The organism is Chryseobacterium sp. Leaf405 (assembly GCF_001425355.1).
In the GTDB taxonomy this organism is placed as follows: domain Bacteria; phylum Bacteroidota; class Bacteroidia; order Flavobacteriales; family Weeksellaceae; genus Chryseobacterium.
On record NZ_LMQN01000015.1, the window covers coordinates 891,627 to 907,455 of the forward strand.

20 protein-coding genes are annotated in these 15,829 nt (G+C 33.7%); 6 read left to right on the forward strand and 14 right to left on the reverse strand.

The features are described 5' to 3' along the window. Window positions 1-2: 2 nt before the first annotated feature. From ASG22_RS13960 to ASG22_RS13970, 3 genes are all read right to left on the reverse strand, one after another. Window positions 3-422, reverse strand: a complete 420-nt coding sequence (locus ASG22_RS13960) for a SufE family protein (RefSeq protein ID WP_055985727.1) — start codon at window positions 420-422, stop codon at window positions 3-5. An 82-nt stretch (window positions 423-504) separates the two neighbouring features. Continuing rightward, window positions 505-1,620, reverse strand: a complete 1,116-nt coding sequence (locus tag ASG22_RS13965; protein WP_055985730.1) for a glycosyltransferase family 4 protein — start codon at window positions 1,618-1,620, stop codon at window positions 505-507. Beyond that, window positions 1,620-1,844: a hypothetical protein gene (locus ASG22_RS13970; RefSeq protein ID WP_055985734.1), complete on the reverse strand. Its 225-nt coding sequence runs from the start codon at window positions 1,842-1,844 to the stop codon at window positions 1,620-1,622. Before ASG22_RS13970 ends, ASG22_RS13965 begins: the two co-directional genes overlap by 1 nt. A 152-nt stretch (window positions 1,845-1,996) precedes the next feature. On the opposite strand from ASG22_RS13970, the gene ASG22_RS13975 reads away from it, so the two are divergent. Then, window positions 1,997-4,534 (forward strand): ATP-dependent Clp protease ATP-binding subunit, encoded by a 2,538-nt coding sequence (locus ASG22_RS13975; protein ID WP_055985736.1) that lies wholly within the window; start codon window positions 1,997-1,999, stop codon window positions 4,532-4,534. A gap of 89 nt (window positions 4,535-4,623) precedes the next feature. On the opposite strand, the gene ASG22_RS13980 is transcribed toward ASG22_RS13975, so the two are convergent. Beyond that, the gene (locus ASG22_RS13980; protein ID WP_055985739.1) at window positions 4,624-5,151 is read right to left on the reverse strand and encodes a hypothetical protein; all 528 of its coding nucleotides are present in this window, start codon (window positions 5,149-5,151) and stop codon (window positions 4,624-4,626) included. A 117-nt stretch (window positions 5,152-5,268) separates the two neighbouring features. Here ASG22_RS13980 and mnmA point away from each other — a divergent pair, with 117 nt between their 5' ends. Continuing rightward, window positions 5,269-6,456: a tRNA 2-thiouridine(34) synthase MnmA gene (mnmA, locus tag ASG22_RS13985; protein WP_055985742.1), complete on the forward strand. Its 1,188-nt coding sequence runs from the start codon at window positions 5,269-5,271 to the stop codon at window positions 6,454-6,456. 42 nt (window positions 6,457-6,498) lie between these two features. Here mnmA and ASG22_RS13990 read toward each other — a convergent pair whose 3' ends face one another. Continuing rightward, window positions 6,499-6,906: a winged helix-turn-helix transcriptional regulator gene (locus ASG22_RS13990; RefSeq protein WP_055985746.1), complete on the reverse strand. Its 408-nt coding sequence runs from the start codon at window positions 6,904-6,906 to the stop codon at window positions 6,499-6,501. A 118-nt stretch (window positions 6,907-7,024) separates the two neighbouring features. Here ASG22_RS13990 and ASG22_RS13995 point away from each other — a divergent pair, with 118 nt between their 5' ends. The 3 genes from ASG22_RS13995 to ASG22_RS14005 all read left to right on the forward strand — a co-directional run bounded on the left by ASG22_RS13995 (window position 7,025) and on the right by ASG22_RS14005 (window position 9,010). Beyond that, window positions 7,025-7,780: an SDR family NAD(P)-dependent oxidoreductase gene (locus ASG22_RS13995; protein WP_055985747.1), complete on the forward strand. Its 756-nt coding sequence runs from the start codon at window positions 7,025-7,027 to the stop codon at window positions 7,778-7,780. Between the two features lie 17 nt (window positions 7,781-7,797). Next, window positions 7,798-8,568 carry a glucose 1-dehydrogenase gene (locus tag ASG22_RS14000; protein ID WP_055985750.1) on the forward strand — a complete coding sequence of 257 codons (771 nt, stop codon included), beginning with the start codon at window positions 7,798-7,800 and terminating at the stop codon, window positions 8,566-8,568. 145 nt (window positions 8,569-8,713) lie between these two features. Continuing rightward, window positions 8,714-9,010: a hypothetical protein gene (locus ASG22_RS14005; RefSeq protein WP_055985754.1), complete on the forward strand. Its 297-nt coding sequence runs from the start codon at window positions 8,714-8,716 to the stop codon at window positions 9,008-9,010. Between the two features lie 70 nt (window positions 9,011-9,080). Here ASG22_RS14005 and ASG22_RS14010 read toward each other — a convergent pair whose 3' ends face one another. Together ASG22_RS14010 and ASG22_RS14015 are read right to left on the reverse strand one after the other, a co-directional pair. Next, window positions 9,081-9,431: a hypothetical protein gene (locus ASG22_RS14010; RefSeq protein ID WP_238586921.1), complete on the reverse strand. Its 351-nt coding sequence runs from the start codon at window positions 9,429-9,431 to the stop codon at window positions 9,081-9,083. Window positions 9,432-9,448: 17 nt separating this feature from the next. Next, window positions 9,449-10,183: a glycine-rich domain-containing protein gene (locus ASG22_RS14015; protein ID WP_055985758.1), complete on the reverse strand. Its 735-nt coding sequence runs from the start codon at window positions 10,181-10,183 to the stop codon at window positions 9,449-9,451. A gap of 100 nt (window positions 10,184-10,283) precedes the next feature. Here ASG22_RS14015 and ASG22_RS14020 point away from each other — a divergent pair, with 100 nt between their 5' ends. Then, entirely contained in the window at window positions 10,284-11,174 is an 891-nt protein-coding gene (locus tag ASG22_RS14020; protein WP_055985760.1) for a hypothetical protein, read from the forward strand. A gap of 3 nt (window positions 11,175-11,177) precedes the next feature. Here the strand turns inward: ASG22_RS14020 and ASG22_RS14025 are convergent, their stop codons facing one another. The 7 genes from ASG22_RS14025 to ASG22_RS14055 form a co-directional block, all read right to left on the reverse strand. After that, window positions 11,178-11,921, reverse strand: coding sequence for a LytR/AlgR family response regulator transcription factor (locus ASG22_RS14025; protein ID WP_082505013.1), 744 nt, complete (start codon window positions 11,919-11,921; stop codon window positions 11,178-11,180). A 57-nt stretch (window positions 11,922-11,978) separates the two neighbouring features. Beyond that, on the reverse strand, window positions 11,979-12,254 hold the full coding sequence (locus ASG22_RS14030; RefSeq protein ID WP_055985763.1) for a 2TM domain-containing protein: 276 nt from the start codon (window positions 12,252-12,254) through the stop codon (window positions 11,979-11,981). A 33-nt stretch (window positions 12,255-12,287) separates the two neighbouring features. Then, complete coding sequence (locus tag ASG22_RS14035) at window positions 12,288-12,581, reverse strand: 2TM domain-containing protein (protein ID WP_055985764.1); 294 nt, start codon at window positions 12,579-12,581, stop codon at window positions 12,288-12,290. Between the two features lie 159 nt (window positions 12,582-12,740). After that, window positions 12,741-13,310 carry a methyltransferase family protein gene (locus tag ASG22_RS14040; RefSeq protein ID WP_055985768.1) on the reverse strand — a complete coding sequence of 190 codons (570 nt, stop codon included), beginning with the start codon at window positions 13,308-13,310 and terminating at the stop codon, window positions 12,741-12,743. 15 nt (window positions 13,311-13,325) lie between these two features. After that, entirely contained in the window at window positions 13,326-13,631 is a 306-nt protein-coding gene (locus ASG22_RS14045; RefSeq protein ID WP_055985771.1) for a 2TM domain-containing protein, read from the reverse strand. A 12-nt stretch (window positions 13,632-13,643) separates the two neighbouring features. Further along, on the reverse strand, window positions 13,644-14,960 hold the full coding sequence (locus tag ASG22_RS14050; protein ID WP_055985774.1) for a 2TM domain-containing protein: 1,317 nt from the start codon (window positions 14,958-14,960) through the stop codon (window positions 13,644-13,646). Window positions 14,961-15,099: 139 nt separating this feature from the next. Further along, the gene (locus ASG22_RS14055) at window positions 15,100-15,750 is read right to left on the reverse strand and encodes a hypothetical protein (RefSeq protein ID WP_055985777.1); all 651 of its coding nucleotides are present in this window, start codon (window positions 15,748-15,750) and stop codon (window positions 15,100-15,102) included. Between the last annotated feature and the right edge of the window lie 79 nt (window positions 15,751-15,829).

Sequence of the window (15,829 nt, forward strand, 5' to 3'; positions counted from 1 at the left end):
ACCTAAGACTTGAGTTGATATGCTACTGCGTAAAACTTAATTTGCTTGGTCATTGCCATTAAGCCGTTGGCTCTGGAAGGAGAAAGGAATTCCTGTAATCCGATTTCAGAAATAAATTCAAAATCAGAATCTAAAATTTCTTTTGTAGAATGACCGCTGTAAATACTTACCAAAAGAGAAACAATTCCTTTAGGTAAAATACCGTCTGAATCTGCCTGGAAAAACAATTTTCCATCTTTAAATTCAGCATCAATCCAAACTTTGCTTTGACAACCTTTGATTAGGTTTTCGTCAGTTTTTTTATCGTCCGAAAGTCCTTTCAGTTCCTTTCCAAGATCAATAATATATTCATATTTCTGCTCCCAGTCTTCAAGAAACGCAAATTCGTCGATTAGTTCCTGCTGTTTTTCTTTAATGGTCATTTCTATACTTTCTTTGTGCAAAGATACTAATTTATGCCTTAGGCTATAAGCTTAAGGCTGCAAGCCTTTTTGAAAGCGGTTCTTATAGCTTAAAGCCTGTAGCAGAATTTGCTCTTTCAAAAACTTCCAATAACTTCACTTCTTCGTTTTCCCAGCACAGCGCATTTGCTGCTTCTTCAAGTTCCGGCTGATAGTTTTTTCTGCCTTTATCTAAAACCGTTTGTATCGATTTGGCGATTGCCAATGGTTGATGGTCTTCAATAATTTCGCCAATATCAAATTGATTTTTAATGTTTACCATTTCAGGAAGGTTTGACAAAATTAAAGGAACTCTTGCCTGAATACAATCCAACACTTTATTTGGTAACGAATAAAAATAGCTTTCTCCCCCATTCTCTTCGATACTCATTCCACAATCAACAGTTGGGGTTATTTTTCTTAAATCTTCCGGCAACAATTTTCCTAAAAACTGAATTTTATACTGAAGGTTTTCTCTAACAACCAATTCTTCGTATGCTTTTTTCATGGGCCCATCTCCTGCAATCTTAAATATAACATTGTCTAAATGTTTCATTGCTAAAATTGCTTTATCTATTCCACGAAAAGGATTGATGACGCCTTGATATAAAAGAATTTTCGGATGGTTTTGAAGAATTTCCTGATTAAATTTTAATTTTTTAGGCGAATTTTGAACGACAACAGGATCAACTCCGTAATGAGTTTTAAACCATTTTGCATAACTTCCACTTGCCGTAATCATGAATTTTATGTCAGGAATGAGTTTTTTTTCCAAATATCTCCATAATTTTTGTGACATTTTGCCCTGAATGGCAGGCATTTCTGAAAAGATTTCATGACTGTCAAAAACTAACGGGATATTTAACTTTTTCGCCATTAAATAATTAGGAAGCAAGGCGTCCAAATCATTGGCGTGAAGAATCGTGTTTCGGTCGGCTTTTTTCTTTAATTCACGATACAATTTCCAATTGAATTCGAAATAGGCAGTCTTTAAACTTGTAGATTTTAATTTTATTCTTGAAAAAAAATAAGGACGAGACATTTGCTCTGCTCCTCCCCAATTATTCCCTATTAATTCAATGTTATAGCCATTTTCATGTAAAGTTCTGCAAACCTTTTCTATACGCTGGTCGGTATATAAATTACTAAATGCAGACGTAATGATTTTTCTCTTCTGCATTATTTCTTTTTATCCACTAAAAGATAGTAAATTTGTATAAGACAGATTAATCCGTTGGGGATAATTACCGGCCAAAGCATTCCGCTGAAGATCCCGTAAATAACAAAACAGATACATCCTATCATATTAACGATCCTGATTTTTCTTATATCTTTCAATATAAAACTCAGTACAATAAAAAGTGACGCGGAATAGCCGATATAAGTAGCAATTTCGGGATTCATGAGAAAAAATTTGAGGATAACAAACTTAATCATTTTCAATAAGATAATAAAATTTTTTCTGCCATAAAGTCATTTATTGGTTTTTGGTAAAATATTTGTAATTTAGATAATGAATAAATGGCAATGTTGCTTTTATTCTAATGAGATATATTATGGATTATAAGTTTTCACAAGGTTTGAGCCAGGTGTTCAAACAAAGCAAAAGCGAAGCTAAACGGCTGAAAAGTGAATTTCTTAATACAGAACATCTACTTTTAGGTATTATAAAAACAGAAAACTCTGCAAAAGAAATCCTTCAAAACCTTAATGCGGATTTAACACAAATCAGAAGAAAAATTGAAACTCTAAATACAGCAAGTCTAAATCCTATTTCTGAGGAGGTTACCAATATTTCTTTCACAAAGATGGCAGATCATGCGATCAAGCGTGCGGAGCTGGAATGCAGACAATATAAAAGTAATGAGATTAATACCGTTCATTTGCTTTTAGGCATTCTATATAAATATGAAGACCCTACCTCAAATATTTTAGGAGCTTACGACATCGATTATGAAGGCGTTTCAAAAGAGTATCAGACGATGCTTAAAAATTCCGGGCAGGCGCCACAAAATTCTGCGTACGACGACGATGACGACAGAGAAGAATTTGAGCAAATGAGAAAGCCTACAGGAAATTTAGGCTCTGCTAAAAGCAAGACCCCAACATTGGATAACTTTGGTAGAGACTTAACTTCTTTGGCAAGAGACGGAAAATTAGACCCGGTAATTGGTCGTGAAAAGGAAATTGAAAGAGTTTCACAGATTTTATCACGTAGAAAGAAAAACAACCCTCTTCTTATTGGAGAACCGGGAGTTGGTAAATCTGCAATTGCGGAAGGTCTAGCTTTAAGAATTCAACAGAAAAAAGTATCCAGAGTTCTTTACGGAAAACGTGTGATCACTTTGGATCTGGCAAGTTTAGTTGCCGGAACAAAATATCGTGGTCAGTTTGAGGAAAGAATGAAGGCAATTATGACCGAGCTGGAAAAAAACAGAGATGTCATCTTATTCATTGATGAGCTTCACACGATTGTTGGTGCAGGGAGTTCAACAGGAAGTTTAGATGCATCGAATATGTTTAAACCCGCTTTGGCAAGAGGTGAGATTCAATGTATTGGTGCTACCACCTTGGATGAATACCGTCAGTACATCGAGAAAGACGGTGCTTTAGAAAGAAGATTCCAGAAAGTAATGGTGGAACCTACTTCTATTGATGAAACGATTCAGATTTTAAATCAAATCAAGGATAAATATGAAGAACATCACAATGTTGTTTATACCGAAGAAGCGATTTTAGCTTGTGTCAATCTGACAGCAAGATATATTACAGACCGTTTCTTACCGGACAAAGCAATTGATGCGATGGACGAAGCCGGATCACGTGTTTATATCAAAAACATGAAAGTTCCTACCGAAATCATTGATTTTGAAAAGAAAATCGAAGACATCAAGGAATTAAAACAAAAAGCCGTAAAAGCTCAGGATTATCTTGAAGCAAGAAAGCTGAAAGATGAAGAAGAAAGACTTCAGATGGAACTGAATTCTGCTCAGGATAAATGGGATAAAGATGTAAAAGAGAGAAAAGAAACCGTAACAGAAGAAAATGTAGCGGAAGTAGTTTCTATGATGAGCGGAGTTCCTGTAACGAAAGTTGGCAAAAACGAGCTTGATAAATTAGCTGGAATGGATAGCCACCTGAACGGAAAAGTTATCGGTCAGGAAGATGCTGTGAAAAAGGTTGTAAAAGCAATTCAAAGAAACAGAGCAGGGCTTAAAGATCCTAACCGTCCGATTGGTACTTTCATTTTCTTAGGAACAACCGGCGTTGGTAAAACTGAGCTGGCTAAAGTAATGGCACGAGAATTATTCGAATCTGATGAATCTTTGATCAGAATCGATATGAGTGAGTACATGGAGAAATTTGCAGTTTCAAGATTGGTAGGTGCGCCTCCTGGATACGTTGGATACGAGGAAGGTGGACAATTAACAGAAGCTGTAAGAAGAAAACCTTATGCTGTTGTTCTTTTGGATGAGATTGAAAAAGCTCACCCGGATGTATTTAATATTTTGTTACAGATTTTAGATGAAGGTCACGTTACAGACAGTTTAGGAAGAAAAATTGATTTCAGAAATACAATTATCATCCTTACTTCAAACATCGGAACAAGAGATCTTAAAGATTTCGGAGACGGTGTAGGCTTCGGAACCTCTGCGAAGAAAACAAATACAGATTCCAGAGCCAGAAGTACTATTGAAAATGCGCTTAAAAAAGCATTCTCACCTGAATTCCTAAACAGAATTGATGATATTGTGATCTTTAATTCTCTTCAAAAGGAAGATATCAAGAAAATCATTGATCTTGAACTGAATAAATTGTATTCAAGACTTGAAAAATTAGGCTATAAAGTAGACTTAACTGAAGAAGCGAAAGATTTCATTTCTGAAAAAGGATGGGATAAAGACTTTGGAGCGAGACCATTGAAACGAGCTATCCAGAAATACATTGAAGATTTATTGGCAGAAATGTTGGTAAACAAGCAATTAAATGAAGGTGAAACCGTAGTTCTTGATGTTAATGAAGCAAAAGACAGTTTAACAGGTAAAGCTTCAAAACCGAAAAAATCTGCGGCTGAGAAATCTTCTCAATCATAAATAAATAATTTAATATAATAAAAAGCATCGGGAATTTCTCGATGCTTTTTTAGTTACTTTTTATAGTTTTTCAAATAAAACCTGAGAAATTAAAGCCCCACTACAAAACCAATATTTGGAACCAATCCATTCGAGAAAATACTGGAATTTTCTTTCCAGAGAACATTATACATCAAGCCCAATTGCAAATAAGAATTATTTCCGATTCTCTGCATATATCCTCCTCCAAGATATAAAGCATCTTCATTCTCAGTCGTTTTGTAATCATAAAATTTATCTTTATAATTGATGAAATAATGCTGATAATTAGCACTTACAAAGAACGTTCGGGCAATATAATAATTCAGAAACGGACCAACACCAAACATTGTCGAACGATAAAAATCTGACGTCTGCCATGAAATACTTCCAGCTACGCCACCTTCCAAATCATCAGTAAGCTTGTAACCTACTCTTGGTGAAGCAGATAAATAAAAAGCACTGTTACTTCCAAAACCTACTCCTATTCCGCCTCCGAAAGTCCAGTGATTATTATTTTCAGGTGAATTTTCAACAGCAACCTGAGAAAATATTGATCCCGAAATCAATACAAATAAAAGAATAATAAATTTTTTCATATCTAAATTGTTTTTATCGATGTTTAAAATTATGGTTTTTTTACGAATATATTTAGTTGTATTTTTGCGGCGTCAAACTAAGAACTCCCGTTAAGAGTTTCGTAAAATTGAAATACAATGAAAGTAGTAGTAGGCCTCTCAGGAGGTGTAGATTCCAGCGTAACAGCTTATTTGCTGCAACAACAAGGTCATGAAGTGGTGGCTTTGTTTATGAGAAACTGGAACGATGCTTCCGTAACTTTGGAAGATGAATGTCCATGGATTGAGGACAGTAATGACGCATTAATGGTCGCTCAGAAGCTTGGAATTCCATTTCAGGTAATCGATATGAGCGATCTGTACAAGGAAAGAATTGTTGATTATATGTTCGATGAATATCAGCGCGGAAGAACTCCGAATCCCGATGTTTTATGCAACAGAGAAGTCAAATTTGATGTTTTTATGAAAACGGCGATGTCTTTAGGCGCTGATAAAGTGGCAACCGGACATTATGCAAGAGTAGATTCAACGATTGATGAAAATGGAAAAGAAATTTTTCATCTATTAGCCGGAAAGGATAATAACAAAGATCAATCCTATTTTTTATGTCAGTTAAATCAGGATCAGTTATCAAAAGCATTGTTTCCGATCGGAGAATTAACAAAACCTCAGGTAAGAGAAATTGCTAAAGAAATCGGGCTGGTTACCGCTGATAAAAAAGATTCTCAGGGATTATGTTTTATTGGAAAAGTAAGTCTGCCACAGTTTTTACAACAACAATTGATTCCAAAAGAAGGTGAAATTGTAGAGATTTTCAAAGATTCGCCACTTTTTGCACAGGAAACCCCTGAATTTTCTTCAAAAAAAGAAGAATTAGAATATTTAAGCAGAAAAATCGATTATAAAAAAGCTGACGGAAAAGTAATTGGAAAGCATCAGGGCGCCCAATTTTTTACGATCGGGCAAAGTAAGGGATTAGGAATAGGCGGACACAAAGAAAGTTGTTTTATCGTCTCCAGAGATATGGAAAACAATATTATTTTCGTTGGTGAAGGTGGTAAATTTCCCGGACTTTTCAAAAAAGCGTTGAAAATCGATAATCCTGAATTACATTGGGTACGAGAAGATTTACGATTAAAAAACGGAGAATCGATGGAAGTAATGGCAAGATTCAGATACAGACAGGAATTGCAGAAAGCAACAATCTATCAGTTCGAAGATGCATTTTATGTTGAATTTGAAAACGAACAATCAGCCATCGCAGAAGGGCAATTTGCCGCCTGGTACATCGATGATGAACTTTTAGGAAGCGGAGTTATTTCATAATATAGAAAAGACCTTTAAAGGGTCTTTTCTTTTTTTAATGCATTACATTTCTTTTTCAATTATTTTTTCTAATTCATGTTCACTGTCATTTGGAGATGTATTTCCGATAATCTCTTTTCTGTGCTTCATTCCCCAGTCTCTTAAATTATTGATGATTGTCTGCAAGGATTTACCATGTGATGTAAGCTCATATTGTACGGTAATGGGCTGAGTATTTAAAACTATTCTCTTAATCAGTTTATTGATTTCCAGCTCTTTTAATTCTTTGCTCAGCATCTTATTAGAAATTCCCACTACATCATTCAGTATATCCGAAAATCTTCTTTTGTTGTAATAACAGATTGAAGAAATGATAGATATTTTCCATTTCCCATTCAGTACATCCATAGAATCCTGAACGGCCATTATTTCTTTCTTGTGCTCTTCTGTTTTTAGAGGTTGACAACTCATAAGCTGGTTACTTTTAGGTTACAACGTTACTCCGTTGTTACCGTTACTTTTCGTAACAAAGTTACTAAAATAAATTAAAATGTGATAATTTTGCTTTAAAGTTTTAAATACAAAAACAATGAGCAAATTAGAAAATAAAGTAGCTGTCGTTACAGGTGCTTCCAAAGGAATAGGTGCTTCCATCGCAAAACATTTTGCAGCAGAAGGAGCAAAAGTAGTCGTGAATTATGCATCAAGTAAAGCAGATGCAGATAAAGTGGTCAATGAAATCAAAAATTCAGGAGGCACTGCAATCGCTGTACAAGGTGATGTTTCAAAACAAGAAGATGTCATCAGACTTTTTGATGAGACAAAAAAAGCTTTCGGAACTTTAGATATTTTAGTAAACAACGCCGGAATTTATAATTATGAACCCATCGAACAAGTAACTGCAGAGACATTTCATCAGCAATTCAATATTAATGTTTTGGGTTCTATCTTCTCAATTCAATCTGCTTTAAAATTGTTTGGCGAAAAAGGCGGAAATATTATTAATATCAGTTCCGGAGTAAGTAGAACTCCCCTTCCTACAGGTTCAGTTTATTCTGCTACAAAAACCGCATTAGATGCTTTTACGGTTGCTTTATCGAAAGAATTCTCAGGAAGAAATATCAGAATCAACTCTATTTTGCCCGGAGTTGTAGAAACAGAAGGTTCTCGCAGTGGCGGTTTTATCGGAAGTGAATTTGAAGCGAAATTAATTTCAACGACTCCACTTGGACGCACTGGACAGCCCGAAGATATTGCAAAAGTTGCTGTATTTTTAGCTTCCGATGATGCCGGATGGATTACGGGTGAACAAATTGCCGTTTCAGGAGGTATTTATGGTTTATAGTAATTTAAAAATTACAAATGAATAGATTAAAAAATAAAGTTGCCGTTATCACAGGAGGAAATAGCGGTATCGGATTCGGAATTGCTCAAGCATTCAAAAACGAAGGCGCAGTAGGCTCCATTACCGGAAGAAATGAATTAACCCTAGAGAGTTCGGTAGAAGCTTTAGACAAAGAATTTATTAGGATTAAAGGAGATGTTACCAATATTGATGATTTGGAAAACATATTCAAAGAAACGGTTGAAAAATTTGGCAATATTGATGTTTTGGTTGTAAATGCTGGAGGTGTTGTCGATGGCATTCCATTAAGCGGAATCGATGAAGTAACTGAAGAAAGCTACGATAAATACATGGATTTGAATCTGAAAAGTGCTTATTTCTCTGTGCAAAAAGCATTACCTTATCTAAACGAAGGTGCTTCTGTGATTCTAATTGGATCAAGTGCTGCTCATCGTGCCGCTCCAGGAATGACAGTTTATGGTGCCGCAAAAGCTGCCATCATTTCATTGGCAAAAGGATTGTCATTAGATTTATTGCCCAGAAAAATAAGAGTAAATACACTTTCACCAGGTTCAATTGATACTCCCGTTTTCGCAAAATTAGTTCCGCAGGAGCAATTGGAACAGGTAAAACAAGCATGGGTAGATAGTACTCCTGTCGGCAGACAAGGACTTCCTTCTGACATCGGAAATGCTGCCGTATTTTTGGCATCAGACGAATCTTCGTTTATCGTAGGAACCGAAATTCTAGCAGACGGAGGTCTTACCAACATCAGTTTAATGAAATAGTTTCCAGTTCGTCTACAAAATTTTATCATTCATCTATAAAAAAGGCTTATACTTCTATAAGCCTTTATTTGTGATTATTTCAGGCATATCTATTGTTTATTCTACCGTAAGAAAAACAGAATATAAATCTTAAAATTTGATTATTATGAAAAAGTTAGTTTTAGTGGCAGGTTTGTTTATTGCATTCGCAGCAAACGCACAACAAGGAAGAGGTGGTTTTAGAAATGATAAAGTAGAATATCATCATAGAGATTACGGAAGGTTAAAATTAAGTCAGCGTCAGGAAAAAGAAATTTTCGCACTATCAAAACAAAGACTGACCGCAAGAGAATATGACGCCAAATTGAGAAGAATACTTTCTAAAGATCAATATGCGCAATATCAGAGAAATGGTTTTCACAAAGACAGAGAGGTTGCCATTAACAAACCTTTCAGAAGATAAATTTAAATTATTTAATAAGCCCGAAGCACTTTTGTTTCGGGTTTGTTTTTTTTAAATAATTACAAAATATTTATTTCATCTTATGGTTTACTCTAAATACATTAATGATCAGCATTACAATCAATTCTATTATTAAAATCATCATTAAAAATCCGACAGGTTTTTCTAAGAAAATCCCTTTGATTAATTTTACAATTCCCAAAAGAAAAATAGAAATCAGAAAGTAAAAAGTAATTTTCGAAATGGTTTCTCCGAATATTTTCAACATGAAAACCGAAGCATAAAATCCGAGAATCAGGATTAAATAGAATTTGAGAAAGTAAGGACCTTTTAAAGTAATTGGATTTATTGTATAATTGATAATAAAAAGGTAAATAAAACTCAACAAAACCGGAGTTGCATGAATGAGTACTTTTTTCATAATATGTCGATTTTCGTTTAATCTCCACCACCACCGCATCCGCCGCATCCACTTCCGCAACTGCTTCCGCAGGAACTACTGCAACTTGATGAACTTCCTCCACAACTTCCTGAAGATCCACCATCTTTGTCATTTCCACTCTTATCATTGTTATTGAAAATCCATGAAAAAATAATTTTTGAAAGAATGATTACAGGAATCCATATAAATATGAAAGACAAAATATTACCTACTCCACCTGAACAAGAATTTAATAGAAAAGCAATTAAAAAAATCGAAAGAATTTTAAAATCATTCATCCAGAATTTGCTTCGTTTCGATCTATCTTTTTTACTTAACCAAATATTCTCTGGAGCTTTTTTACCAAAAATTTCTTCGTAATGATGCAAAGTATCATGAAACCAATTTTTGTATTTTTCGTTTTCATTTTCCCCGCCATTCGAAGGATAATGATGAAGTTTATGTTGCAGAATATTCGGGCAGAATTCTTCCCAATAATTCTGAGTATAAATAAGATGCATGTGCCATACTTTGTCCACGATTTCGCTCGGTGAAGCTCCGTTTGGCAAAACACAACAGAGATAAACGAATTTTTTATACTCTTCTATCGCTTTTTTAGTAAAATTTTCAGTCCAGTTTTCTTCTTTTGACAACTTTTTTGAAAAGGGAAAATCAATATTTGGTTGGTCTAATGAAAAACTTTGAAGTCTGTTCCAAAGTGGATCATTTTGTATTAAGATTTTTGTTTCCATTTGTTTTAACTTTTATGTCTACTCAAATATCATTGGATTTGAAAATATAAAAGTCTTGCAATAGTCTTTTTTAGTTTTAAAATAATCTTATATTAGTCTTATGAAAAAAGAAGACATTCAGCATCTGGAAAAATTAATGAATTTTCTGAGTCAGCATTTTCTAAAGAAAAACCATTGGGGAGATGTTTCCAAAACGGAATGGTCATACATTGTTGCCGAACTCAATGATCTAATTATCAGCAATAATACTGAAAAAGAGATAAAAAAAGAACCCGAATTACTAGGTTCCAATTATTTATACGAGCATTTGATTATCAATAAATTAAAAAAATATAATGAAAATGCTATTTTAAGCAAACCGAATCTGGCAAAATTAAGTCTGATTGTGAAAGTTTTAGGTTATTCAAATTATATTGAATTTATTAATTCAAATACAGAATCATTTAATTTCAATGATTTAAGAATTGATATGGATAATGTAAAACAAAATACAGAATTGCTCGACAGATTAGTCGGCTGTTGGTATTCTTACAACAGAAATCTTCCGGAAAGCCCTTTACAGGCTAAAGAAGATAGAATCTGGCGTTCTGCAACAGAGATCTATAAATCTGAAACGTCGGGCGAATATTTCATTGAAAGAAGCGGTGGCGACCGTCACAAGTATTTTGGAAAATTAACTGCCTATTCCGATTATGTTTTCATTATCATGAACAGCAATACGTTTATCCGCCAAAGACATTTTATCTCAAGGATAAAAGACAGTAAGGAAAAGCTGAAAAATCCAGATTATAAGCTCCATGAGTTGCATTTTATAAGTACGTGTATCAGTTTTAATCAGGAACCGATTGCCTTGTTTGAAATCTTTCAGAAAGCAGACCGGAAAACATTTATTCCAGATTCTTTAAGCTACCCTATTGGCAGTGAAGAAATTCCCAAATCTATTGTTCAACAGCTTGAAGACACAGAATCTAACAGGATTGATTACAGATAGTTATTAACTCACCAGCCAATCTTTAAAATCTTTCACACGATCACGACTCACGGTAATTTCCTCTTCCGGCTGAAACTCCAGTTCCACCTTATAATTGGGTGAAGTGTGAATATTTTTAATATAATCTGAATTAATCATAAACTGTCGATTGACCCGAAAAAATTTCTTTTCGTCCAGCACATCTTCCAGTTCATCCAAAGTGAAATCTGAGGGATATGTTCGCTCCTGAGTCTGTAGATAAACAATTTTATTTTCACTGAAAAAACAGCTCACTTCATGCGTCTGAACAATTTTCAGGTTATATCCGATTTTAACCAAAATTCTGGAAAGTGTTGTCTTTTCTTTTTTAATTAACTGCTTAATTTCCTGAGAATTGACAGAGTTTTCTGAAGGAAGAAATGATTTGAATTTCTCAATTGCCACTGCCAGATCTTCATCTAAAATCGGTTTCAGAAGATAATCGATGCTGTTAAGTTTAAAAGCTTTTAAAGTATACTGATCAAAAGCAGTGGTATAGATGATAAATGCTTTTGTAGGGATTTTTTCAAAAATATCAAACGATAAGCCGTCACCGAGAACAATGTCTGAAAAAATAAGCTGTGGATGCTCGTTGTTGGAAAACCACTCTACGCCTTCTTCTACCGATTCTATTTTTGCAACAATTTCAATATCAGGAAATTCATTCAGCATTCTTTCAATTTTCCTTGAAGCCGGTTTTTCATCTTCTATAATGACAGTTTTTATCATCAATGATCAGTTTTAATTTTAAATTCAGAAATAAGAATAGTCAAAAATCATTAGTTTTTAAAATTTCAGAGGTTCTTTCGATTTTCTCATCTCTTTTTCAATAACATCTCTTTCCCAATCGGAATCAAGAATAAATAATTTTACAGCTTTTACCGTTAAGATAATTCCCCAGATTAAAAGAATCACAGATCCGTCCCAAAGTGAAAAATTGAAGATTCCTTTTTCCCAAATATCATCTGAAAAAATAATTACTGCCACGATTCCAAACCATAAAAGGCTTTTATAAAATTTCTTTAAATCGTTTACTCTTTGTTGTGCTTGATTGTAATCCATTGTATTAATTTTTAAAAAGTTATTGTTTATTAACTAAAGTGTTTTTGAATTTTTTCTTTCTTCTTCCATAAGTTCCTTGATCTTTTTTTCTTCCCATGCTCTTCCAATTCCGAAAGTATTTACTCCGTGTGCCAAAAGACCAATTCCCCATCCTAACATCGGCCAGAAAAACCATAAATGACTTGCGTCTGTAATGACATTTAATACGATTAAGAAAGGAATTACCAAACAGTAGGAGGTAAGGTTTCCGTAGAATCCTTTTAATTCTTTTACTCTTCTTGCTGCTTTTCTGTAAGCTAATTCTTCTTTGTTAATGATCGTTTCCATAATTGATATTTTTAAAGATTAGTTGTTTGTTTTTGTTGAGACAAATGTATGACGGAAAACCACCTCAAATCAATTTTATATGACCGAACCGTAGAATTTAGAGACTGAATTGTAAAAATCCCGACTCAATGGAGAGTCGGGATCGTTTTTATTTTTTTGCTAATAAATAAATGGAATCAATTTCTTCGTTTTCCTTCTGTATTCCAAATATTCTTCGCCGAATTGCTCAATCAAAACACGCTCTTCAATGGTAATTCTATAGCTAAAAGCAATAAAAGTCGGGACAAAAGCCAGAACCAATGACAGCCAGTTATTCAAATATAATCCAAGTCCAAGAGATGTTAATAAAGAAAAAGCATACGACGGATGTCTCAGGTATTTGTAAAACCCTTCTTTTTTAATTTGATGATTCTCCCGAATGGTTACATCAACTGTGAAATATTTTCCTAAAGATCTGATAATGATAAATCTTAAAATGATCCCGATATATAGAAAAAATACACCCAGATAATAGATCCAAACCTCATCAGTAATCGGAAATTTTGTAAGATAAGAAATCGTAACAGAACTCGCTATAGAAAACGGAATGGCAATCCAGAGGAGATTCAAAGTCGATTTATCTTTTCCTTTTTTATCTTTATCGTTGGATTTTAGGATGTTTTTGTAGAGAATTTCACTTAGAAACCAGGCAACCATAGAAATGGCAAAAAGAATTTGTAGTGTTTTCATTGGTGAATTTTGTACTTACTGTTGTTTTTCTTTATCCATTAATTCTTTAATTTTTCTTTCCTCCCAATTATTCCCCAACATGAAACCGGGAATAAAAACCCGCATCGCATAAATAACAACAGCAATTCCCCAGAAAATAGGTAATGAGAAATATCTCAACTGCCAAATGGTTTCATCCGGTTTTAAATCTCTGTAATTCAGGAATAAAATAAAGATATTGACCGCGAAATAAATGAATAAAAAAGTATAAAACTTCTTAATCTTTCTCACCTGTCTTTCCGCCTCTTTGTATCTGATATCGTCTTTGCTTATATTTTCCATGATAATATTGTTTTATAATTTATTTCGTTTTTCTAAAATTTCTCTGATCTTTTTCTCTTCCCAATTTTTACCGATCGCAAAAACATTCATTCCGTGTGCAATCACCCCGATTCCCCAACCCAGCATCGGGTAAAAAAACCAAATATGATCCGGATTTGTAATTAAGTTAATAATGATTAAAAACGGAATGATAATACAGTATGAAATTAAATTTCCATAGAAACTTTTAATCTCTTTTACTCTTTTTTGGGCTCTTTCGTAGGCTTTATCTTTGTCTTCCATTATTTCACTTCCAACATTGGGTTTGGCAGATAAAATCGGAAGTTTTACTTTAAAATAATCCTCAGATTTTTCGATGAAAACATTTCGTTTCGTAAGCAATGCATAACGCTGAACAATATTTGACAAACCGATTCCCGAACTTTCCTTAATCTGTTCTCTTACCTGAAGATTATTCTCAATGCAAAGCGTATCATTTTCGGAAAAAATTCTAATCAATAAAGGTTTTGATGAAGTCGCAAAATTATGTTTAATACAATTTTCCAACAAAAGCTGCAACGAAAGCGGGACAACAAATCTGCGGAAATCTTCTTTTTTAACGTCAAAAATAAAATCTACGCTGTCCTCAAATCTTGTTTTTAGCAAATCACAATATGTTTTAGCAAACTCTAATTCATCTTCCACCGTTACCAATTCTTTATCTTTCTGCTCCAGAACGTATCTGTAAATCTTTGACATTGAAGCAGTAAACTTCTGCGCCTGTTTCGGATTTTCGTCTATTAATGAACTTAAAACATTTAATGAATTAAATAAAAAATGCGGATCTAACTGATTCTTTAAACTTTCAAATTGAGCGTTTGCAGATTTTGCAATCAGCTTCTGCTCAACAACTTCTTTTTTGGAAGTTTTTTTCAGTTCCTCCATAAAGCCTCTGGCATGAAGAAAAGCCGAAATCAAAAGAGCAATATTGATCGTAAACCAATTGATATAATTATATTTTCCTGAAAAATATTCTTCCGTTGTCGCATCTTTCTGAAAAATCACAAAATTCATGTAATTGCAAAAATAAACCAAGATAAAATTGGCAATCAAGATCGAAATAATGCTTATAATCGCTCTTTTTGTTGTTGCCTCAGACCAAGGAAACTTTTTGTTGAGAAAGTCGTTGAGCATTCCGTTTCCTATCCCCAAAACGAATGAATACATAAAGGAGATAAGAATCGTCAACATGAAATTCTCCAACGTTTTCTCTTCTGTAAGAACAAAGAAGAAAAATACGGATGTTGCCAACGAAATCCAACATAAAGTAATAAAGTTCTTGCGTTTCATTATTAATTTTCTTGGTTCAAAATTAGTCGATATTAAAAGTATTAAAAATTATTTTTCGCTGAACTGTTATTTTTTGTGACCGAACTGCATAAAAAAAACCTTCCGTAATCGGAAGGTTATACGTTGAAATATTATAAAATTATTTTTTAGCACCATTAATGAAATATTGCGCTTCCGCTTTACCCCAGTTTGGCTCTAATTCTGATTTTGGAGTATAAGAATTGAATTTCGCCAAAGCTTCTTTGAACTGTTCTATTCCTTTTGTTTTGCTTCCTCCGTATTGTTCAGGTGTGAAGTACGTATCTTCAGCCTTAATCAAAGCGATTCTTGGGTTATTTGGATCCAATTTTTCAGCTATTTTAAGTTCTTCTGTCGCTTTTACACCGTCTGTCATATATCTTTGCTGAGGATTTGCCATCATTCTTAAAGAATACATCATTTTCGTTACCAAATGGATTTCGGCATTGTCCGTCGGAGCTACGTGAGAAGCAGCACCTATATATTTTTCTACCTGGCTCGCAACGAAATCAAGATCTTCAGTTTTGCCTTCTCTCATTAGCGCTCTTCCTTTCTGAACATTGGCTAATGCAGCATAGTAAAATGGCAACCAATTGTTTTCGTCTTTTGCTATAAGTCTGTGAAAATTATTAACTAAAGTACTAAATTCTTCAGGCGTTTTAGACGTTTCAATTTTTGCGATATTTTCTTTCATTGCCTTTTCGTAATCTGCCTGAGCAAAAGCAGTTATACTCATAAAAGCTAAAGCAAAACTTAATAGATATTTTTTCATTTTTTATTTTTTTAAGGTTAACTTATATTTTAATCAAAGATATGTATTTAATTTATATAATTAAATCATTAAAATTATG